The organism is Acinetobacter sp. YH12070 (genome assembly GCF_013419625.1).
Classification (GTDB): Bacteria; Pseudomonadota; Gammaproteobacteria; order Pseudomonadales; family Moraxellaceae; genus Acinetobacter; species Acinetobacter amyesii.
This window is the reverse complement of the sequence record NZ_VOZT01000022.1, coordinates 1-21,588: the sequence shown is the minus strand read 5'-3', so window position 1 is coordinate 21,588 and position 21,588 is coordinate 1. Positions and strand designations below refer to the sequence as shown.

The window sequence follows — 21,588 nt, the reverse complement described above, 5'->3', positions numbered from 1 at the left end:
AATCAATTAATCTTCATCTTTATATAATTTATTGCAGGCTTGTTGGTTCATTTGACTACCATCTTCATTCCAACACTGGGCTTGGGTAATTTTGCCTAAATCGTACTGAAGCACCGCTTCAGGTTGCCCATTGTTATACCAAATTTTATAACTGTTATGACGAACGCCATTACGATAATAACCTTGGCGTTCTAGTTTGCCGTTTTCAAACCACATTTTCAGCTCGCCAATCAATTTATTGTTTTGAAAATTGGCATAGGTCCACGGTTTACCATTACTGTACCAACGTTGGCGCAGGCCATTTTCGATCCCATTTTTATAATTTTGAGAAAAAGCCAGTTGCCCATTTGGATGCCAAATTTTGTAATCCCCCTGCGATTCACCATTGATGATGCTACTTTCTTGCTCTTTTATCCCATTGGCAAACCAAAACTCAAGTTTGCCCTCGTACTCCCCATTTTTATAAGCAATGCGGCTACGGGGTTTGCCGTTGGGGAAGAAACTTTCAAATACGCCTGAGCCTTGAATACCATCTGGAAAGTGAATGAGATGTTCACATTCACCGTTTTTAATTTTGCTATTACTCAGAAAGATGGTGGTCAGGGCATTGCCATTGGCATAGACATATTGATTTTCAAAGATCCCATTGTGTGGTGTCGGGGTGCTGAGGGCTTTACACTGCAGCTTATCTTTCCATGGGCTAAGATCGGGGTCTTCTTGTGAGACAAACAGCACCATGTATTCGTTTAGATAGCCATAGGCAAAGCTATATATCGGACATAATAAGAGGCTGAAACTTAAGATAAATTTATTCATTGTTAGTATGCTTTTATATTTTAAAAAATTAAAAATTATTCGTTGTTGAGTCCACGATAGGCGTCATCATAAGGATGTTTTGTTTAAAAATAAATAGTGGTTAAGCTAAGTTTGGAACAGATACAAGACTGTTGAAAAGTACACAATTCAGGTTTGAACTTCATCTTATACTATGGACTTTAAACACCATAAAAATAGTGCAATGAAAAAAATATATCTATCGTTGATGACTGTCCTGAGTTTGACAGCATGTACAGCAAATGAAGGCATGTTGGATTCATCTCAACACTTAAAACAAACGGCTCAAGCCAATTTAGAAAATTCACGGGTGAGTGAGATTCTGTCTTTATTTAATCAAGCACAAACACAGGCAGTTTTTGTCACATTTGATGGTCAGCGCGTGAGTCATTATGGCAATGACTTACAGCGTGCCCAGACAGAATACATTCCTGCATCTACTTTTAAAATGTTAAATGCTTTAATTGGTTTGCAACATCAGAAGGCGACAGCCACTGAAGTTTTTAAATGGAAAGGTGAAAAACGTGCTTTCCCGTCATGGGAAAAAGACCTGACTTTGGGTGAAGCCATGCAAGCGTCTGCTGTACCGGTTTATCAGCAGTTGGCACGGCGGATTGGTCACGACTTAATGCAAAGTGAAGTCCAGCGGGTTGGTTTTGGCAATGCCAATATTGGCAAACAGGTGGATCATTTTTGGTTGGTAGGGCCGTTAAAGATTACGCCTGAACAAGAAGCTCAATTTGCGTATCAGCTTGCGACAGAGAAACTACCGTTTGATGTCGCGGTGCAAAGGCAAGTCAAAGACATGCTTTATATTGAAAGTCGTGGCGATGCAAAATTGTATGCCAAGAGCGGTTGGGGCATGGATGTTGACCCTCAAGTCGGTTGGTATACCGGTTGGGTGGATGATGGTCATGGCAAGATCACGGCGTTTAGTTTGAATATGCAGATGGCAGCAGGGGATGATGTGGCAGAGCGTAAGCAGTTGACGTTGGATGTATTGGATAAGTTGGGTGTGTTTCATTATTTACGTTAATTTTTTGAATTTTGAATTTTGAATTTTGAATTTTGAATTTTGAATTTTGAATTTTGAATTTTGAGTTGGCACGTCCTCGCTTTGCATTAGGTTTTAGCTTCCATTGCGTAGGATTTATCTTACTTTTGAAAGCACAAAAGTAAGCAAAATGCTTTTGTTTGACTGAGGGCACATCCGTGCTGCCCCAGTCAAACAGGCGACATCCATGTCGCCGTCATGTGATTGAATTTCAGTTTTGATCTTTGGTTTTATCAATTAAATAGTTAATAAAGTTTGTGCATGCAACGAGCATAAATTTAGCATCTATATAAGTTAAATTCGATTCTTCAAGCATGGCATGGCGGATACCGTCTCCATCAGAAGTGTACCCATAGAGTTGACTTAAACTTTTCTTTAATGCTTCATGCAATCCATATTTATCTTCAATAAGTTTTAAAGCTTGACCTAAACTTGCTTTATCATTTTTCGTGATGATCTTACAAATAGATTCGACGGAACTAATGGACTCTTTAATTGAATTTCGATAATCAGGATTTTGACGATCTGACATCAATTTTAAAGCTTGATTTAAGTGCTGCTGAACACCTGAATATGAATTGGTGCTTTTTAATGTTTCTTCGATGGATTGGATTTCTTGTTCGGAGGTAATAGGAGTTATTTCATTACCAATTAAGCGATAGGCACTATTCTCTCTTTCTAAAATATTGTTGATTGAATGTATGAAATCTATTTTTTGCTTTATTAAAGAGGGTGGATAATTTTGTAAAGTTTCTTCGAGGAAGCTATAAATTTCATGCCAGTTTGTACTAAAAAAATATTCCCGAATTTGTTTTAGAGTATCAGCTGTTAAAAGGGGAATGGAATCAGTAGGTTTTTTAAAAAAGTTAAAGTAATAATTATAAATGAGAGTATATATGTTAGAGCTGTTGGTATGTTTGTATTGCCAATATTCATGTGTAACTTTTTTCCAAATATAAGTATCAAAAATACTCCATAATCCATTTTTTAAGTGATCATCCATACTTTCCTTTTGAATAATCTCTCGTACAGGTTTATATCCATATCGTTCTGAAAACCGCATTATTTTCCCCAAAAATTTTAATCTTATATTTTATTTTTAATCTCCCCTAACCCCTCTTTTTCAAAGAGGGGAACAGCATTTTGCTGGTAATGGAAACTCCCTCCTTTTTAAAGGAGGGTTGGGGAGGATTAAGTACAATAAATCGCGTTATTTCAACATCGGCTTTAAAAACTTTGCTGTATGCGACACTTTATTCTTAGCCACCTGCTCAGGTGTACCTTCAGCAATAATCATACCGCCACCTGCACCACCTTCAGGGCCTAAGTCCACAATCCAATCGGCCGTTTTAATCACATCCAAGTTATGCTCAATCACCACGATGGTATTGCCTTTATTACGTAGCTCATGCAGGATGTCGAGCAATTTGGCAATATCATGGAAGTGCAGACCTGTCGTCGGTTCATCAAGCACGTACAAGGTTTTGCCTGTATCACGTTTCGCCAACTCACGTGCCAATTTCACACGCTGCGCTTCACCACCTGAAAGTGTGGTTGCAGACTGACCCAAACGGATATAGCCCAAGCCCACTTGGTTCAAGGTTTCCAAACGACGGTGAATCACAGGAATGGCGTCAAAAAAATGCATTGCATCTTCTACTGTCATTTCTAAGACATCTGAAATGTTACGACCTTTATAGCCAACTTCTAATGTTTCGCGGTTATAGCGCTTGCCGTGGCAGGCATCACAAGGCACATACATATCAGGTAAGAAGTGCATTGCAACCTTAATCATACCGTCGCCTTCACAGGCCTCACAGCGACCGCCTTTCACGTTAAACGAGAATCGACCTGCAGCATAGCCACGTGCTTTGGCTTCAGGGGTTTGCGCAAACAGTTCACGAATAGGGGTAAACAAACCGGTGTAAGTTGCAGGGTTTGAACGTGGAGTACGACCAATTGGGCTTTGGTCAATATCGACGACTTTATCGAGGAATTGTAAGCCATCAATCGAGTCAAATTTTTCCGCAGTCAGTGTGGTTGCACCGTTCAATTGGGTTGCTGCAAGCGGCAATAATGTCCGGTTAATCAGTGTCGATTTACCTGAACCCGACACCCCCGTTACACAGGTCATTACCCCTAAAGGAATGGTCAGATCAACATTTTTTAAGTTATGACCCGCAGCGCCCATTAACTTGATTTGTTCTTCAGGTTTGGGTGGCTGTACACGTTGTTTTGGAACTTCGATTTTTAACTTGCCTGATAAATACTGACCTGTCAGTGAGTCAGGGTTTGCCAAAATTTCATCATAAGTTCCTTCGGCAATGACATGACCACCATGTACACCTGCACCCGGGCCAATATCAATAATATGGTCAGCCGCTCGAATGGCATCTTCATCATGCTCAACGACGAGCACCGTATTACCAAGGTCACGTAGGCGAACTAAGGTTTCAAGCAAGCGGTCATTATCACGCTGATGTAGACCAATTGACGGTTCATCGAGGACATACATCACGCCCATGAGGCCCGCGCCAATTTGTGAAGCCAAACGAATACGCTGTGCTTCACCACCCGATAGTGTTTCTGCCGAGCGCGATAAACTTAAATAGTTCAACCCCACAGAGACCAGGAAGTGTAAACGCTCACGGATTTCTTTGAAAATCTTGTCGGCAATTTCGCCTTTGGCACCGCTTAAGTTGAGATCTTGATAATAGCTTTCAGCATCGCCAATTGACATTTTGGTGATCTGGGCGATGGTTTTATCTTTAACTCGAACATGACGTGAAATTTCATTGAGACGTGAGCCACCGCAAGCATCACATGCAGCATTGGATAAATACTGCGCCAAATCTTCACGCACGTAGTTTGATTCGGTTTCACGGTAACGACGTTCTAGGTGCGGCAAAATCCCTTCAAACGCTTGTACACGTTTGTGCGAACGACCACGCTCATCAATATAGCTGAGGTCAACTTTTTCCTTGCCTGTACCATAAAGGAATTTCTTTTTGGTGTCGGCATCGAGTTCATTCCACGGTGTGTCTAAAGAATAACCAAAATGATCTGCCACTTTTTGGATCATGCTATAGTAATACGGACGTTGACGGTCCCAACCACGGATTGCCCCTTGGCTAATCGAAACTTCATTATTGGGAATCAATTTGTCAGCACTAAAATGGCTGCGGGTGCCTAAACCATCACAAACAGGGCAGGCACCGAATGGATTGTTGAAGGAAAATAGACGCGGTTCCAGTTCACCTACGGCACGTTCACATTCAGGGCAGGAGTGTTTGGCTGAAAATACGCGGTCTTCTTGTTCGCCTTTCATCCACGACAAAATGGCAATGTCGCCGCCCATGCGTAAAGCGGTTTCAAAACTTTCTGCAATCCGGTTACCAAGATCATCACGTACCTTAAAACGGTCGACCACTACTTCAATGGTGTGCTTTTTCTTTTTGTCTAATTCAGGTGGTGTGTCGATATCAATGACTTCACCATCGACACGGGCACGGACGAAACCCTGACCTTGTAATTGTTCGAACAAGTTGGTGTATTCACCCTTACGGTCGCGGACCACAGGGGCAAGCAACATAAGTGCCGTACCTTCTTCTAGACCTTTTACGGTATCGACCATTTCAGACACAGTCTGAGCCACCATCGGTAGATCATGTTCAGGACAGTATGGCGTGCCGACACGGGCATAGAGCAGACGTAAATAATCGTAAATTTCGGTGATTGTCCCCACCGTCGAGCGTGGGTTATGGCTAGTTGATTTTTGTTCAATGGCAATCGCGGGACTCAAGCCTTCAATCGAGTCGACTTCGGGCTTTTCCATTTGCGAAAGGAATTGGCGCGCATAGGCAGATAAGGACTCGACATAGCGACGTTGACCTTCAGCATACAAGGTATCAAAAGCCAAAGAGGACTTCCCTGAACCAGAAAGACCCGTAATGACCACAAACTTGTCGCGTGGAATATCGAGTGACACATTTTTTAAGTTATGGGTACGTGCACCTCGAATACGGATATGGCTTTGGCTCATGCAAGGGGTCCTAAAAGATTCATCGAAAAACCTATATATGATAGCGCATGAAAAATGTTCAAGCTTTATTTAAATGAAATTAAACGTCAGCCTATGACGGCTAAATTAACCTATTGTCAAAGCTGTAAACTTTATCTAGGGTAATTAATAGAAAAATTGCATTCATCCAGTTTGAGCTGTTAGGGATGGATCATCATTTGGCAGTTTAGGCAATCTATCCTAAGCGAGTTAAAACAAAAAGGAAAATCACATGATTGTTGGAAAAATTTTCATCGCCCTGATTGCATTCTTGCATATTTATTTTTTAATTTTGGAAATGTTTCTCTGGGATAAACCTTTAGGCATGAAAGCTTTTGGCAATAGTGCAGAAAAAGCAAAACTGACTAAGGTGCTGGCACAAAATCAGGGACTCTATAATGGCTTTTTAGCAGCAGGGCTTATTTGGTCACTGTTTGCACCTGAAAGCTATGCTGTTGCACTGGCGAATTTCTTTTTGGGCTGTGTGTTGGTTGCAGGGATCTATGGCGGCATCACTGCGAGTAAAAAAATTATCTATATTCAGGCGCTGCCAGCCTTAATTGCTTTAATAGTGGTGAATTTTGTCTAAGCAAATCATGTTTTGAAGCGTAGACTACGTGGCGTGATGAATTAATTTGTGGAAACGGTTAGGCATGCTGTCCTTATTTCTCAAAAGCTTAATGGGTGCCTTTGTTGTGGTATTAATTGCTTTGCTGTCTAAAAGTAAGGCGTTTTATATCGCCGGTTTGGTCCCGTTATTTCCGACTTTTGCGTTGATTGCCCATGTCATTGTGGCAAATGATCAGGGTGCATCCGCATTACAAAAAACAGCGTTGTTTGGGCTCTGGTCTCTTATCCCGTATTTCATTTATTTATTGTTGGTGTATCTGCTCGCAACACGTATGAGCTTAACGGCATGTTTGAGTGTAGCAACTTTGAGTTGGGTGCTTGCAGCAGCTGTTTTGATTTATGCATGGCAGAGTTTTCAGTAAGCATCGAAAGCCTATATAGGTGCTGATTCAGATCAACTTTTTATCGGTTCTAGATCATTTATAAAACAATAGATTTGCCTAAAATTAGGATGAATTTCCAATCATTAAATATGTGATTTTGAATGTAAGTATTTGAATAAATAATTATAATTCTGCCAGAACAGCAAATAATCATGATAAGAGCAAATAATGTTAAAACAATTTTGGGTGATCATCTGCCTCATGTTTTCAAGCCAAATCTTGTGGGCTGAAGACAGTCAAATCCTCGCGTTTGAACAGTTTATTGACCCTGCAGAAGAGCAGCGCTATAGCGTGAGCGTGCCTGCGGTCGCGCAAAATGAACAGCTATGGTCTGTGGTCTATATGGTGCTACAAACCAACCAAGTCCCTGACAACACCGTATTGGACTTTAAAGTCGTTCCCCAAGGCTTATTATTGAAAAATAATCCTGCACAAAAAATACAAGAGTATGGTTTTGACGGCGTGCAGTTGGCACAGAAAAAAGACTATGTACTGTCCCAATTTTCCGATTTGAGTGAACAATTGGAAGATCAAACTGGCAAGAAAGTGCAGGATGCATCGCTCTTTGATACTAGTCGTGCCCATGTATATGCCCGCGTAGAAGATTGGGTGCCTGACTATAATGCACAAGCAACTCAACTGAATATTGAACTGGGTAAACTGAATGAAATGCAGATGAAAGGGCTGTATTTGATTTTAGGTAAAGGCGAGAAACCCAAAGATTTATTGGCCATTGCTCAACTTGATCCGATGATCAAATCACAATTTCATTCAGAAGAAATGCAGGAACGCAAAGCAGCGCGCAGTGAATTGCGTGAAGCACGTTTGGCGATTTTTTTGGTGATTATTGCGATGGGGATTTTCCTCGGATGGTATCGTTTTAAACGCTAATACACTGAATGATCGTGTAGGGTCATTTGAACCGAATCCAACCGTATTAAAAAAAGGATCTAAAAGTAATTTTAGATCCTTAAATTTTTATACAGCTAAAATCACAGGTTTATTCAATGGGCCAAGTCCGCTGTTGATACGCGCTGTCCCAGAACATCCATTCTAATTTTGCGCCGTTCGTGTAAGCCGCATGCATTTTTTCACGTGTATCTGCATCACAGCGAGCCGCCACTCGATCAATGGTTTGAATCACATTTTGTACAGCGCTGTTGAAGTCTTGACCTGAGTAGGTGTCGATCCATGCTTGGTAAGGGTTATTCGGCACAGATTGGCTGACAATGGCTTTGCCGACTTCCGCATAGATCCAAAAGCAAGGCAGGAGTGAGGCAAGGACCACAGGGTAACTTTCTGACCATGCTGTCGCTGTTAGAAACGAAGTGTAATGATGGCAGGCAAGGGTCAGTGGGGTATTTTCAAACTGTTCTTTACTGATGTTGAAACCTTGCATAAAGTCATTGTGCAGACTACGTTCCACCACGATGGCAATTTTGGCGGCTTCAGAAAACTGAATCACATCGTCGGCATCAAACGCCTTGGCTGCACACACCGCAAGCGCACGACCATAGGCCAATAAATAATGGGCATCCTGAATGACATAGTGGCAAAAGGCGTCGCGGCTTAAACTGCCCTGAGCCAATTCCTGATTAAACGGTAGATGGAGAATCTGCTGATATAACGCGGTATTACGTTGCCAAACTTCTTCAGAAAAACGCATTGAACATTCCTGTCGTTAAAAATGAAAGACGGGTCTACACCATGATGCGATGTAATTGAGAGCCTCCATCTTAGAGTGTTTATTCAAAATGTAACGAATAATTTTTGGTTTCAATTCTGAAAAGCGGCATAATTGCGCCATAAACTTAGCTTCAAACTGGGTATTCCCTCATTTTGAAATCTTATTGAATGAATAGGTCGATCTATCATGATGAAACATTTTGGTTTCTCAATCGTCTTTACGATCGTGTGTCTTGCTATTTCTGCATATTGGGGTCTGAATCATGGCCCAAATGCAGGCGTGCAAGCCATGCTGACAGCACTGACCATTACTGCCATTTTAGCGGTGATGGAAGTGTCTTTGTCTTTTGACAATGCCGTTGTCAATGCATCTGTACTCCGTGGTTGGGATCATTTTTGGAAAATGATTTTCTTAACCGTCGGGATCGTGATTGCTGTCTTTGGTATGCGTCTGATTTTCCCAATTGTGATCGTGGCTGTAACTGCAGACATGGGTGCAATGGAAGTGGTTCAAATGGCGTTGAATGATCCAATTCAGTATTCAGCTAAATTGATGGCACATCATGCAGAAATTGCGGCCTTTGGTGGTGCTTTCTTATTATTGGTGTTCCTGAACTTCTTCTTAGATGAAGGGAAAGATACCCATTGGTTCCGTTGGTTAGAGCGCCGTTTGGCCAATCTTGCAAACGTTCCTGCGATGTCCGTGTTTATTGCTCTAATTGCGTTATTGGTAATGGCAGCAAACGTGACTGAAGCCTCTCGTTTAGCAGTTGTGATGGCGGGTATTTGGGGGATCGTGGTGTATATCGGTGTCCAAGTACTGAGTCATTTATTGGGTGGTGAACCTGAAGTTGATGAAAATGGTAATGCGGTTGGACATGACGCAAATGGCGTACCGACAGGCGTGATCAAAGCCGGTTTTGGTGGTTTTCTTTATCTTGAAGTACTCGATGCCTCATTCAGTTTTGATGGTGTGATTGGTGCATTTGCGATTACTTCTGATGTCGTAATCATTATGCTTGGTCTTGCCATTGGTGCCATGTTCGTGCGTTCGATGACCATTTACTTAGTGGATAAAGGCACCTTAGATGCTTATATCTTCCTTGAACATGGTGCGCATTATGCGATTGGTGCTTTGGCCTTCATTATGTTGGCGAGTGGCACAGGTCTGCATGTCCCTGAAGTGGTAACGGGCCTGATTGGTGTGGCATTTATTGTTTGGGCGGTGATTGCCTCAATTCAATATAAAAAGCGCCAAGAAAGTCTAGGCTAATTTAAATTTGCCTGAAATCTCCCAAAAAGCGCAGCATTAGCTGCGCTTTTTATTTGTCCAATTATCAGGATATTTAAAATCAATAAAAATCCTGCTTCGTTTTAAGCTGAATGTCCTATAATCCCATTCCAAGATTAATGAATTTTTAACCAGCTATGATGAATGCTCTTGAACGACGCTCAACTTTTGCTTTGAGTAGTATTTTTGCCTTACGTATGCTGGGGCTGTTCATGATTATTCCTGTTTTCTCTGTGGCAGGTCAGCAATATGCAGGGGCAACACCAGCACTTATTGGTTTAGCGGTGGGTGTCTATGGTTTGACCCAAGCGATTTTACAGATCCCGTTTAGTTTGATTGCAGACCGTTATAGCCGGAAACCGTTGGTGGTGATCGGGCTGCTGTTGTTTGCTTTAGGCGGTGCAATTGCGGCGATGTCCGATAGCATCTACGGCGTGATTATCGGGCGTGCGATTGCCGGTGGTGGTGCTGTATCTGCCGTAGTGATGGCTTTGTTAGCCGATGTCACACGTGAAGAACAGCGTACTAAAGCCATGGCCATGATGGGGATGAGTATCGGTTTGTCCTTTGTGGTCGCGTTCAGCCTTGGGCCTTGGCTCACAGGTTTAGTCGGCATCTCGGGTTTATTTTGGGTGACCACCATCATGGGACTTGCCGCGATTGCGATGTTGCTATTGGTACCGAAAGTAACGCGTCATCATAAAAATTTTCAACAAGGTTATCTGACGCAGTTAAAGCAAGTACTGAAAATGCCTGATCTAAATCGTTTACATGTTTCAGTCTTTTCATTGCATTTACTGCTCACAGCGATGTTTATCTATGTGCCGTCTCAGTTGATTGACTTTGCTAATATTCCATTACATTCACATGGTCTGGTGTATTTGCCGCTTTTGGTCGTGAGCCTGTTTTTTGCATTTCCAAGTATTATTTTGGCGGAAAAATATCGCAAAATGCGCGGTATTTTCTTGACCGCCATTGGTGGCATTATTTTAGGATTGGGCATCTTAATTTTTGGTTTCGAATCAAAATATATTTTGCTGACAGGCTTAGGTTTATTCTTTATCGCATTTAATGTGATGGAGGCATTATTACCGTCATGGTTATCGAAAGCAGCTCCAATTCAATCCAAAGCGACTGCCATGGGGGTGAACGCCAGCAGTCAGTTTCTGGGGGCATTTTTTGGTGGTATGATTGGTGGGCAACTTCTGTTGCTAAATGATACGGCAATGGGATGGGGCATCCTGACAGGGCTAGCCATTTTATGGTTGATCATTAGTTTTGGATTGGCTCAACCGCGTTATTTATCGTCTATGGTTTTCAGTTTGCCTGAAGATAAAGAAACGGATGAATGGACTTCTCAGCTTTTAGCAATTCGTGGTATTGAAGAAGTTGTGGTGATGTCTGACCAGCAAGTGGCTTATGTAAAAGTGGATAAGCAGCAGATGGATGAATCTGCGCGACAACATTTAACGCACTTGTTAGGGAAAGAGGTAGCCATTTAACCATAACTCTTATAAAGTAAATAATAGAAACAAATAGGAAGAATACGTCTGATGCGTGGTGTAAATAAGGTCATTTTAGTTGGTACTTTGGGTCGTGACCCTGAAACAAAAACTTTCCCAAATGGTGGTTCTCTCACTCAGTTCTCAATTGCAACGAGTGATTCATGGACAGATAAAAATACAGGTGAACGTAAAGAGCAAACAGAATGGCACCGTATTGTGTTACATAACCGCTTAGGTGAAATTGCACAGCAATATTTGCGCAAAGGTTCTAAAGTTTATATTGAAGGTTCATTACGTACTCGTCAGTGGACAGATCAAGGCGGTCAAGAGCGTTACACGACTGAAATTCGTGGTGAACAAATGCAAATGCTTGACAATAATCGCCAACAAGGCGAACAAGGTCAAGGCGGTGATTTTGGTCAGCCTCGTTTTAATAACCAACAAGGTGGTTATAACAATAACCAAAACCAAGGTGGCTACGGTAATAGCTCAAACCAAGGCGGTTATGGCAATAATCAACCGGCTCAAGGCAATAGCTATGGCAATAACAACCCAGGTGGTTTTGCGCCAAAACAACAGCCTGCACCGACACCGGCTCCTGCAGCAGCAGATTTAGATGATGACTTACCGTTCTAATGAACCTTAAACACAGCGTTTAAAACGGTAGATCATCATCAAAAAAAGCCCTCAATCTTGAGGGTTTTTTTCGCAGGTCTCATCTTGAAAGATCAGTTTCATTTTGCAATTGAGTCGATGACTTATTTTTTTGCAGAAACCCACATGGTAATCACGGCTTTAAAAACTGCTTCATTACGTGTGTTGTTCACCACGACATTCACCAAATAATCACTCCCTGCATTCCACGTAAAATTAACATCGACAGGCGTGGCAATGGCTGTTAAATCTGTATCGGCTTTTTTCAAATATTCCACAGTCATGCCTTTGGGAATCCAACGATGGCTGCTCGGAACGGTCACATCGGTCATGGTTCCGCCAGCCAATTCAGCCATATTACACATGGCAATCGCGTGGACAGTGCCAATATGATTCAGCACGCTGCGCTGTTTTTTTATATGTAGTTCACAGTATTGGGGCTTTAATTCATCAAAAACAGGCGAAATACTGCTGAAATACGGTGCTTTCAAACACAGCAATTTTGAAAAAGTCCATTTCCCTGCGGGTTTGTTTTGGAAGGTCTTCCATAATTTTAATGCTTGGCTCATGCTTAATTATCCGTCATTATTCAGAATATAATTCTAATACAGAATATTGTTCTGTTAATGGCGTAAATGACGTCACAGCTATTAAAAAAAGCCAACATTGTTTTAAAATGACCCGATCAAAGGGAAGGTATCGATGTCGTCAAATCAAGCATTATTGCAACGAATTTACAGTGGTCGCCGAGCGGAACTTAAACGGCAGATCTTAGGAGAAGCCCTTGCATGTTTTTTAGAGCAAGGGATTGAAACGACGACGATTGAACATGTGAGAGACCGTGCAGAGACCAGTGTTGGCGCGATTTACCATCATTTTAAAAATAAAGATGGTTTAGTGGCGGCATTGTATTTTGCGGCGTTGCAAGATCAATTTGTGAAAAGGGCAGATGCATTGACACAGGCCCAATCGCTGCAGGAAGGCATTCAAGCCATTTTGTGCTCGTATATCGACTGGGTCGAAGCGTATCCAGATTTTGCAGGATTCTTGTATGCGGCAGGGTTTAGTATGCGTAAGGAAACGCTACAAGCCGAGTTAAAAAAACATAATTTGCAACGCAATAGCGCACTACTGGATTGGTTGACCGCACAATCCGATTGGCATTTGATCGAGCATTTACCCAAAGAATTAATGATGTCTTTGGTCTTAGGGGCAACGGAAAATTATTGTCGGGCATGGTTGTCGCATAAAGTCAAAACGCCACCATCACACTATAAACAACAGTTTACACAGGCTGCTTGGCAGGCCCTCTGTATGGATATAAAGCCTTGCTCTCATTGAAATTGATTGCTTTGTACGATGGAAAGGCAAAGATTGATTTAAATAATAAATCTAAAAATCCGATAGTTTTTATAAAAAAGTTCGGTTTTACCTATGATTTGATAAGTCGTATTCTAGCTTCAACAGATAAGCAATCCCTGAAATGAGTTAGAGGAATATCAAATGAGTTTAATTAATACTGAAGTAAAACCATTTAATGCTACCGCTTACCAAGACGGTCAATTTATTGAAGTTTCAGAAAAAGACTTCTACGGTAAATGGTCTGTGGTGTTTTTCTATCCTGCTGACTTTACGTTTGTATGTCCAACAGAATTAGGCGATCTTGCTGATCACTATGCTGAATTCAAAAAAATGGGCGTAGAAATTTATTCAGTATCTACTGATACACACTTCACGCATAAAGCTTGGCACGATTCTTCTGAAGAAATTAAGAAAATCGAATACCCAATGGTTGGCGATCCAACTTGGACACTTGCGAAAAACTTTGATGTTTTAATTGAAGCGGATGGTCTTGCTGACCGTGGTACTTTCGTAATCGACCCTGAAGGTAAAATCCAAATCGTTGAAATCAACGCAGGTGGTATTGGCCGTGATGCTTCTGAATTGATGCGTAAAGTAAAAGCTGCTCAATATGTACATGCACACCCAGGTGAAGTATGTCCTGCAAAATGGAAAGAAGGTGAAGCGACGCTTGCACCATCGATCGACCTAGTGGGTAAAATCTAATTTGGTGATCCAACCGTAGATTTAAAAAAGCCAGAACTCAGTTCTGGCTTTTTTTGTGGTCAAGAACATTAAACTAAATAGCCATCATGTTTTGGAGCATAGTCACGAATTCCATCGACTAAATAGTCAATTAATCTCTCCATGACTAAGCGCTGACCTTTACGCGAAGCATATACCAATTGTACCTTACCGACATTTGAGCACCATTCGGGGAAGAGGTGAATTAAACGACCTGCCTCTATATCTGCTTGTACCGTTAAATAGGGTAAGTCTGCAATGCCTAAACCATCGAGTACCGCATAGTAAGCACCGGCTAAGTCATTGCTTTTAATCCGAGGTTGTAAGGCAATTTCAATCTGTTCTTGCTGTCCCGTATGATGCAAATGCCATTGATAGCGGTTTTTCTGTGTACCTAAAACGATACTCGGAAATTCTGTCAATTCGAAAATATGCTTTAACTCGCGTCCTTGTAAAAGTTCAGGACTAATCACTAAGCAATGCACGGTTTTAATCACGTCACGTACAATAATGCTCGAGTCTTCATTCTTACTAAAATTGGTACGAATCGCTAAATCAATGTCGTCATGCAAGACATCTACACGGCGGCTAGACAGCTCAAGTTCGACCTGAACTTTGGGATGATCTTTTAAAAATTGATTTAACAAGGGGCGAATTTGATGTTCCATCATGACCGGTGGACAACTAATTTTAACCAAGCCTTCAAGTTCACTTTTTTGCTTCAGGAGCACCTGATGCGCACATTCAACTTGTTCGATTACTTTTATGCATTCTTCATACAATTCTTGGCCTAATGTCGTGACCTTAAAGTGTCGGGTAGAACGCTGAATAAGGGTGACATTATATTTGGCTTCAAGATCTAAAATGCGTCGGCTTAATTTTGATTTTGTAATATTCGATGCTTCACTTGCAGCGCTAAAACCGCCATGTTTCACCACCAAGTAAAAGTAGTAATAATCATCAAATGAATGCATGGATCACCTTATGCAGTGAAAATTATTTCAATTCAAATCATCATACGTCAATTTATACATCAGGTATAAAAAAAGCGGCTCGAAGCCGCTTTTTACTACTGAAGGATTATTTCTTTTCAGTATTTTGCGTATAGCTGTTGATTAGGTTGCGGTAGTCCGGTATATGGTTGCCGAAAAGCGCACCTAAACCTTCAATATCATTACGCCAGTCGCGGTGTAATTCACACGCGGTACCAAACCACGTCATAAGCTGCGCACCCGCTTGCGTCATACGTTCCCATGCTGAGTCGCGGGTTAAATGGTTGAAAGTACCTGAAGCATCGGTCACTACAAAGACGTCAAAGTCTTCTTCTAAAGCAGACAAGGTTGGAAATGCAACACAAACCTCAGTCACTACACCGGCAATAATCAATTGCTTTTTGCCTGTTGCTTTGACGGCTTTCACAAAGTCTTCATTGTCCCAAGCATTAATTTGACCTGGGCGTGCAATATAAGGTGCGTCAGGGAACATTTCTTTTAGTTCTGGAACCAAAGGGCCGTTTGGACCTTGTTCAAAACTGGTGGTGAGAATCGTTGGAAGATTGAAATATTTAGCGGCTGCAGCCAGTGCGAGCACATTATTTTTAAATTTATCTGGATCAATGTCGCGAACCAATGAAAGTAGACCTGTTTGATGGTCAACTAAAAGTACCGCGGCATTATCTTTGTCTAAACGAACGTAAGGTTTGCCCCATTTTATTGTCCTCTTTCCTGTTTGCAAGTACGCAGGATCAGATGAAATCTGCGTGTTAACTAGATTTAGAATAGTTGTAAAAATGAGACAATGAAATGGGTTTAAATGAGAAGCTCAATCATAAAATTGGGATAATTCATCGTTATATATGTCTTAAACCTTAGAATTTCGAAATTAATGCTTGGTTTTGAGTGAGGTGCAGATTGTATGTCTGAGTATTGTTCTAATTTTGAGATATAGAATGCTATCTGGAAGATGGTCAGTAAGTATTTCAAAGCTTAAAATAAGCGCTATGTTCATCCTATCGTATGAATATAGGAGCTAAGAAATGAAAAAAGTAATTGGTGTTTATCGTAATCAGCAAATGCACTGGGTGGGCGATGGTTTTCCAGTCAAAAGCTTATTTTCCTATGATCGTCTAGGTCAGGCGATTAGCCCATTTTTGCTTTTGGATTATGCGGCACCTTATCAGTTCGATCCCACCACTGCACGGCATGGTGTAGGTTCACATCCACATCGTGGTTTTGAAACGGTGACTATCGCCTACAGCGGTGAAGTGACTCATAAGGACTCAAGTGGTGGTGGCGGCACAATTCAAACAGGCGATGTGCAATGGATGACCGCAGGTTCGGGGCTGGTGCATGAAGAATTTCATTCGCCTGAATTTGCTCAAGCAGGTGGTCTTTTTGAAATGGTTCAATTGTGGGTGAATTTACCGGCAAAAGACAAAATGACCCAGCCTCGTTATCAAGCGATCACACGCCAAGATATTCCTCGCATAGACATGGATGAAGGTGCAGGGCATATTCGGGTGATTGCTGGTGAAATGGGTGGTCACCTTGGGCCTGCACAAACCTTTAGTCCAGTGAATGTCTGGGATGGTGAATTGAAAGCTCAATATGAAACCATCTTACATGTACCTGAAGGGCATAACACCATTTTGGTGGTCTTGAAGGGTGAGGTTGTGGTGAATGAAAGCCATAAAGTTCAAGACAGTTCGATGGTCATGTTTGCCAAAGATGATATCGCCATTCAGCTACAAGCGTTGCAGGACACACAATTTCTGTTACTTAGCGGTGAGCCACTAAATGAGCCGATTCAAGGTTATGGCCCATTTGTGATGAATAGCAAAGCTGAAATTATTCAAGCCTTTGATGATTTCAATAACGGAAAATTTGGTGAAATTGCGCTAGCGCATGAGGCTTAAGTGAAATTCATGCCGTTGAAATAGCCGAAAAAAAAGCCTCTGAACAGTCAGAGGCTTTTTTATTGAGCGCTGTAGTATTTATAGTTGTCATGATTTAAATATCATTTTACTTTTTATAAATTGTGATGAATTTATCACTTTATTATGTGGCGCATCTTAGCGAGACTTGGCTTTAAAGTAAACCGAAAGTTATAAAAATGGTTAATTTAATTGTTTGGTTTTATAGGGTAATTAAAATTTTAAAGAAAAATATGTTTAAAAAACAAAGCTTAAATTGTGTGCTTTTTGACTGTAAATATTTGTAAATTTAACTTAAAAACGGCTGTACTGAAATCCATACAAAAAATGCGAATCTGGTATTTTTTAATAGCTATTTTTAAGTTCTGATCAGTCATACTTTTAAACTGTGTTTTATAGATGGAAAAGAAAATTGGAAATTGCAGTCATCGGTAGTGGCATGGCTGGGCTGGCTACCGCAAGAATTCTTAAAGACGCAGGGCATAACATTACAATTTTCGAAGCTCTGCCTGGTCGTGGTATGGATAGCCACAGCACTGAGTTTGAAGGCGGCTTGATCGATGCCCCTTTGCGTGTGATGAATCCACACCTCTGGAAAAATACCTTAAGTTTGGCGACCCATTTAGGGATTAAAACCTTCCCAGTCCGTACCTATATGGCATGCAGTTGGCTATTTGAAGATCGTACAGAAACGTGGTTGACCACCAGTCGTAGCCGTATTGGTAATTTCCCAATTATTAATAATCGTAAAGGCTTACAACAATATGGCTGGCGTTTAGTCAAAGGAATGTTGCAACTCAAAGCCGCGATCACTCGATTTTTTAAATCAAAAAATCAGGACATTACGCTTGCTGAATTCATTAATAAAAATGAAATTGAAGAAGTATTTTGGCATGGTGCGGTCATGCCTGTGTTGTATACCATTTGCACCTGTAACCCGAAAACGATTGGCGAATGGCCTGCGAAACCGCTGTTGATTTTCTTGCGTCAATTGACCAATGGTGATGCCTTGCTGCGTATCCAAGGCGGTACACCTGCGTTGGTTGATAAACTGATTGAAGGTTTAAATATTCAAAGTGGTACGGCAATTACCAAAGTGCACGAGCAAGACGATAAAGTCTTGGTGGAAACTGAGGCCGGAGCACATCATCTATTCGATCGTGTGGTAGTCGCAACACCAACCACCAAAACGGAAGAATTTTTAGATTCTACTCAGTTTGCTGACGATATTGAGCTTTTAAAGAAATTTAAATTTGAGCAAGGTCAGTTGGTGATCCACACTGATCAAACGGTGATGCCGCCGAAGCGCAAAGATTGGTCTGTACTAAGTTATATGATGGATCGTAAATTTACTCGTCAGCAATTTACCGTGTGGCTTAATTCAATCGAGCCGAGCTTGGTGGGTAAAACTCCAGTGTTCCAAACTTGGCAGCCAGTGACACCGATTGATCCTAAAAAAGTGATCTCTTCGGTCAGTTTGACACGCGCAGTGGTGGATTCACATACGGTGGCGCTGAATAAAGAGTTACAGCAACGACATTTATCCCCTGAGCGTAAAGTCTTCTTTTGTGGTTCATGGTCTTGTGACGGTCTGCCGATTTTAGAGTCTGCGGTAACGTCTGCTATGCATATTGCAGAAATTTTTGGTGCACCATTGCCGTTTGTGGGTTTAAAACCTAAAGTGGAGGTAGCCCCTCAACTCGGTTACTAACATGAAATGGCTTCAAGCAATTCGTCAGCACATCCCTAGCCATAAATATGCGATTAACAGTCGACTACTCGGAGATGATGCGGAACTTGCTTGGAGCAATTTGGGCTATTGGGATGATGCAAAATCATCCTATCCTGCGGCCTGTCAAAAACTCGCTTTCCATCTTGCCGAATCCATTCAATTAAAATCTACAGATCGTGTTTTAGACCTCGGTTGTGGGCAGGGTGCGAGCTTGGTTTTTTGGATGGAACATTTTCAAATTCAAAACTTATCCGCAGTCGAATTGCAAACCGCATGTGTGGAAAAAATCCAAAAAAATTTAAATTCAAAGATTAAAATCCAGCAAGATTCATTTTTGAATTTAAAAAATATTTATCCACAAAACGCTATGGATGCAGTGCTGTGTATTGATGCTGCGTATCATAGTGATTTGAATTTATTGCTTTTATCAGTCGTTGATGTTTTGAATTCAAAAGGGCGCTTTGCTTTTCACTATTTAATGTTGTCCGATGCGTTTTTGAATTTAAATTCATTACAGCGACTGAAATATCAAAGTCTGTTGAAAGCAGCAGATGTGAATTTGAAAAATTTAAATTCAAAGCAAAATTTACAACACCAAGTACAACAGGCAGGTTTCGAGTATATCCAGATTGAAGATATCAGCGAATTCGTATTTCAGGGTTTTGCCGATTATATTCAAGAACAACAACGTCAGATGAGCCTGAGTCATGTGGATCAATTCAAAATCAAGATGACGGCAAAATTGTGCGAGAAGTTGTATCGAGATGGGCTGATTCGTTATGTGCAGATTAGCGCGAGGAAGCCATAAAAGAGTGGCTCTAAAAACATCAAAGCCTCACTAAAAAGCGAGGCTAAGAAATGGTGCCGGCACACGGATTCGAACTGTGGACCTACTGATTACAAGTCAGTTGCTCTACCAACTGAGCTATGCCGGCGTTGTGGAATGCATTCTACAGATTTTTTGAAGTGGTGCAAGTTAAAAAAACAGCAAATCGAATGTAATTTATACGTTTGATTTATTCAGCATTCAACCGATGTTTGGCTCTAAAAACCAGAAAAATAAAATTAGGCAATGTTTCGCCCACAAGATGTGGGCGAAAAAATAGGATGGATGAACGTTGAGTGCTATTTCATTCTTAAAATTTGGTCTAGATCCTGTGCGCATTCCTCAAGTGTATATGCCATCTCAAGTTGCATTTGTGGGCGGAGTTCATTGGCGAGCTTTCGCCATTCATCGATGAGACGCTGTGCTTTTTGAATTTTATGTTTATTGATGTCTTTGGCAAGGGTTGGGGTATAGCCACCACGTTTGGCGTTCTTGATCTGCTTAACATAGTTCTGGCTGTTATTCATGTTCTCTCCGGAATAGCAGTGATATATGAAAGGTGTTTTTTAAGTTTTTCGTTGATCAAGTTAAAAGTACCGCAATCGCGTTTCAGTTCTATGATGTTTAAATTAATGAATAATTTTTTGAATAGCGCCTATATTGAGAGGATGATTTATTTTTAGCATAGGCTTAAGTAATTGTCTTTAGAATATAAAATTTGTATTTGTAAATAAACGTGTCCTTATTGCTGCCAATAAAAATCCATAAGTCGTGCATTACGAAAAAAACGTGTGATTTAAATCCATCAATCAGGAGTTAAATACTGTGAAGTTATTGAGCTAAACAAATAGAAGATCAATTAGGGGGATATTTAATATTGAGAACAATAAAATTAAAAAAGGCCTAAATTTTATCAATTTAGACCTTCGTTCTGCTTGGCATTGCAGTTTATTCTGGCGAAAGAGGGAGTTATATTTTTGTATTAAGCATATGATAATTAATTAAAATAAAAAATTATATTTTTATTTTACCCCCATTTTTACCCCCAATTAGATCGAGGTGGCGGTGTTCTTTTAAGTTCATGGAACCATAGAACAATTATAAGGTTATTTCACATACATTTTTCAAAATGACATGTTAATAGTAGTCCACTAAATGATTCTCAGATGTACTGTGTCGTTATACTGATAGGTGTTTGTGTTAGTGAGTTACTACAAGCACACTGGGAAGAATTTGATCTGGAATGGCGTAAGTAGGATATTCCTGAGGAGCGTATGAAGAACCGATTGCCACATCGTGTGCCATTGACGGACATGATGATTGAGGAGCTGCAGGCTTTAAGACTTACTTACAATCAGGAACTGCTTTTTCCACATCGTTTGGATAACAAAGAACCTATGCGTAGTGAGTCTATTTTGGCGGTGATCAAGCGTTCAGGCAATGCAGGAAGAATGACCACACATGGTTTTAGATCTCTATTCAGTACAGTCGTAAACGAATCAAATTTATTTAATCCCGATGCCATTGAAAGGCAGCTTGCTCATGTGCCTCAAAATAGAATTCGCTCGGCATATAACCGAGCGCAATATTAGGATGAGCGGGTGAGGTTGATGGAGTGGTATGGGGAGCAGGTGAAAAGGTGGATTACTCAGTAATTAGCCTTTCCTTTTTCATTACACATTTCCTTTTTATACGCCTCATTAATTAGTTTCTCTAGAACTTCGGTTTTAGAAATGTTTTTGAAATGTGCTAATTTTTCTAAAAACTTTTTCGATTCTTTCTTTAATGGTGTTAGCGGCAGTGTAAAAATGACCCCCTAATGGCATTTAAAAACTGACCCCCTTGGTTAATATAGCGGTCATTTTGGACTGCTCAACATGTTAACTTTGGAGCAAGCAGTGACAATCCAAATACTT

The 21,588-nt window shown here is 40.9% G+C and carries 20 protein-coding genes, 1 tRNA gene and 1 pseudogene; 13 read left to right on the top strand and 9 right to left on the bottom strand.

The genetic code is table 11. From position 1 onward, the window contains the following. Nucleotides 1-6: 6 nt before the first annotated feature. On the bottom strand, nucleotides 7-816 hold the full coding sequence (locus FTU17_RS08440) for a toxin-antitoxin system YwqK family antitoxin (RefSeq protein ID WP_180135102.1): 810 nt from the start codon (nucleotides 814-816) through the stop codon (nucleotides 7-9). Between the two features lie 202 nt (nucleotides 817-1,018). On the opposite strand from FTU17_RS08440, the gene blaOXA reads away from it, so the two are divergent. Beyond that, complete coding sequence (gene blaOXA / locus FTU17_RS08435) at nucleotides 1,019-1,870, top strand: class D beta-lactamase (RefSeq protein ID WP_373684065.1); 852 nt, start codon at nucleotides 1,019-1,021, stop codon at nucleotides 1,868-1,870. A gap of 229 nt (nucleotides 1,871-2,099) precedes the next feature. On the opposite strand, the gene FTU17_RS08430 is transcribed toward blaOXA, so the two are convergent. Together FTU17_RS08430 and uvrA are read right to left on the bottom strand one after the other, a co-directional pair. Beyond that, nucleotides 2,100-2,951, bottom strand: coding sequence for an AbiJ-NTD4 domain-containing protein (locus FTU17_RS08430; RefSeq protein ID WP_180135101.1), 852 nt, complete (start codon nucleotides 2,949-2,951; stop codon nucleotides 2,100-2,102). A 147-nt stretch (nucleotides 2,952-3,098) separates the two neighbouring features. Further along, entirely contained in the window at nucleotides 3,099-5,930 is a 2,832-nt protein-coding gene (gene uvrA, locus FTU17_RS08425; RefSeq protein WP_180024597.1) for an excinuclease ABC subunit UvrA, read from the bottom strand. Between the two features lie 253 nt (nucleotides 5,931-6,183). Between uvrA and FTU17_RS08420 the strand changes: the two genes are divergently transcribed. The 3 genes from FTU17_RS08420 to FTU17_RS08410 all read left to right on the top strand — a co-directional run bounded on the left by FTU17_RS08420 (nucleotide 6,184) and on the right by FTU17_RS08410 (nucleotide 7,852). After that, a complete protein-coding gene (locus FTU17_RS08420) occupies nucleotides 6,184-6,537 on the top strand; it encodes a DUF1304 domain-containing protein (RefSeq protein ID WP_180063075.1) in 354 nt (117 codons plus the stop codon). A gap of 64 nt (nucleotides 6,538-6,601) precedes the next feature. Beyond that, entirely contained in the window at nucleotides 6,602-6,940 is a 339-nt protein-coding gene (locus FTU17_RS08415; RefSeq protein WP_180008824.1) for a GlpM family protein, read from the top strand. 189 nt (nucleotides 6,941-7,129) lie between these two features. Beyond that, the gene (locus FTU17_RS08410) at nucleotides 7,130-7,852 is read left to right on the top strand and encodes a hypothetical protein (RefSeq protein WP_180135100.1); all 723 of its coding nucleotides are present in this window, start codon (nucleotides 7,130-7,132) and stop codon (nucleotides 7,850-7,852) included. 109 nt (nucleotides 7,853-7,961) lie between these two features. Here FTU17_RS08410 and tenA read toward each other — a convergent pair whose 3' ends face one another. Further along, nucleotides 7,962-8,627 carry a thiaminase II gene (gene tenA / locus FTU17_RS08405; protein WP_180022380.1) on the bottom strand — a complete coding sequence of 222 codons (666 nt, stop codon included), beginning with the start codon at nucleotides 8,625-8,627 and terminating at the stop codon, nucleotides 7,962-7,964. Between the two features lie 207 nt (nucleotides 8,628-8,834). Between tenA and FTU17_RS08400 the strand changes: the two genes are divergently transcribed. The 3 genes from FTU17_RS08400 to ssb all read left to right on the top strand — a co-directional run bounded on the left by FTU17_RS08400 (nucleotide 8,835) and on the right by ssb (nucleotide 12,079). Further along, on the top strand, nucleotides 8,835-9,920 hold the full coding sequence (locus FTU17_RS08400) for a DUF475 domain-containing protein (RefSeq protein WP_180135099.1): 1,086 nt from the start codon (nucleotides 8,835-8,837) through the stop codon (nucleotides 9,918-9,920). 155 nt (nucleotides 9,921-10,075) lie between these two features. Further along, a complete protein-coding gene (locus FTU17_RS08395) occupies nucleotides 10,076-11,440 on the top strand; it encodes an MFS transporter (RefSeq protein WP_111884498.1) in 1,365 nt (454 codons plus the stop codon). 51 nt (nucleotides 11,441-11,491) lie between these two features. Then, nucleotides 11,492-12,079: a single-stranded DNA-binding protein gene (ssb, locus tag FTU17_RS08390; protein ID WP_078193176.1), complete on the top strand. Its 588-nt coding sequence runs from the start codon at nucleotides 11,492-11,494 to the stop codon at nucleotides 12,077-12,079. A gap of 122 nt (nucleotides 12,080-12,201) precedes the next feature. On the opposite strand, the gene FTU17_RS08385 is transcribed toward ssb, so the two are convergent. Beyond that, a complete protein-coding gene (locus FTU17_RS08385; RefSeq protein ID WP_180050626.1) occupies nucleotides 12,202-12,666 on the bottom strand; it encodes a hotdog fold domain-containing protein in 465 nt (154 codons plus the stop codon). 133 nt (nucleotides 12,667-12,799) lie between these two features. Here FTU17_RS08385 and FTU17_RS08380 point away from each other — a divergent pair, with 133 nt between their 5' ends. Together FTU17_RS08380 and ahpC are read left to right on the top strand one after the other, a co-directional pair. After that, nucleotides 12,800-13,438, top strand: coding sequence for a TetR/AcrR family transcriptional regulator (locus FTU17_RS08380; protein ID WP_180135098.1), 639 nt, complete (start codon nucleotides 12,800-12,802; stop codon nucleotides 13,436-13,438). 162 nt (nucleotides 13,439-13,600) lie between these two features. Continuing rightward, nucleotides 13,601-14,164, top strand: coding sequence for an alkyl hydroperoxide reductase subunit C (gene ahpC / locus FTU17_RS08375; protein ID WP_078190520.1), 564 nt, complete (start codon nucleotides 13,601-13,603; stop codon nucleotides 14,162-14,164). Nucleotides 14,165-14,232: 68 nt separating this feature from the next. Here ahpC and FTU17_RS08370 read toward each other — a convergent pair whose 3' ends face one another. Together FTU17_RS08370 and ycaC are read right to left on the bottom strand one after the other, a co-directional pair. After that, on the bottom strand, nucleotides 14,233-15,156 hold the full coding sequence (locus FTU17_RS08370) for a LysR substrate-binding domain-containing protein (RefSeq protein WP_180135097.1): 924 nt from the start codon (nucleotides 15,154-15,156) through the stop codon (nucleotides 14,233-14,235). 106 nt (nucleotides 15,157-15,262) lie between these two features. After that, entirely contained in the window at nucleotides 15,263-15,895 is a 633-nt protein-coding gene (gene ycaC / locus FTU17_RS08365) for an isochorismate family cysteine hydrolase YcaC (RefSeq protein WP_180092934.1), read from the bottom strand. A 322-nt stretch (nucleotides 15,896-16,217) separates the two neighbouring features. On the opposite strand from ycaC, the gene FTU17_RS08360 reads away from it, so the two are divergent. The 3 genes from FTU17_RS08360 (at nucleotide 16,218) to FTU17_RS08350 (ending at nucleotide 19,654) form a co-directional block, all read left to right on the top strand. Beyond that, nucleotides 16,218-17,096, top strand: coding sequence for a pirin family protein (locus FTU17_RS08360; RefSeq protein ID WP_180135096.1), 879 nt, complete (start codon nucleotides 16,218-16,220; stop codon nucleotides 17,094-17,096). A gap of 430 nt (nucleotides 17,097-17,526) precedes the next feature. After that, nucleotides 17,527-18,825, top strand: coding sequence for an FAD-dependent oxidoreductase (locus tag FTU17_RS08355; protein WP_143221600.1), 1,299 nt, complete (start codon nucleotides 17,527-17,529; stop codon nucleotides 18,823-18,825). A gap of 1 nt (nucleotide 18,826) precedes the next feature. After that, the gene (locus tag FTU17_RS08350; protein ID WP_180135095.1) at nucleotides 18,827-19,654 is read left to right on the top strand and encodes a cyclopropane-fatty-acyl-phospholipid synthase family protein; all 828 of its coding nucleotides are present in this window, start codon (nucleotides 18,827-18,829) and stop codon (nucleotides 19,652-19,654) included. A gap of 51 nt (nucleotides 19,655-19,705) precedes the next feature. Here the strand turns inward: FTU17_RS08350 and FTU17_RS08345 are convergent. Together FTU17_RS08345 and FTU17_RS08340 are read right to left on the bottom strand one after the other, a co-directional pair. Next, nucleotides 19,706-19,781 (bottom strand) — tRNA-Thr (locus FTU17_RS08345). Between the two features lie 190 nt (nucleotides 19,782-19,971). Beyond that, a complete protein-coding gene (locus FTU17_RS08340) occupies nucleotides 19,972-20,199 on the bottom strand; it encodes a hypothetical protein (protein WP_078190515.1) in 228 nt (75 codons plus the stop codon). Between the two features lie 651 nt (nucleotides 20,200-20,850). On the opposite strand from FTU17_RS08340, the pseudogene FTU17_RS08335 reads away from it, so the two are divergent. Continuing rightward, a pseudogene (locus FTU17_RS08335) lies at nucleotides 20,851-21,327 on the top strand (tyrosine-type recombinase/integrase); the annotation flags it as partial. Between the last annotated feature and the right edge of the window lie 261 nt (nucleotides 21,328-21,588).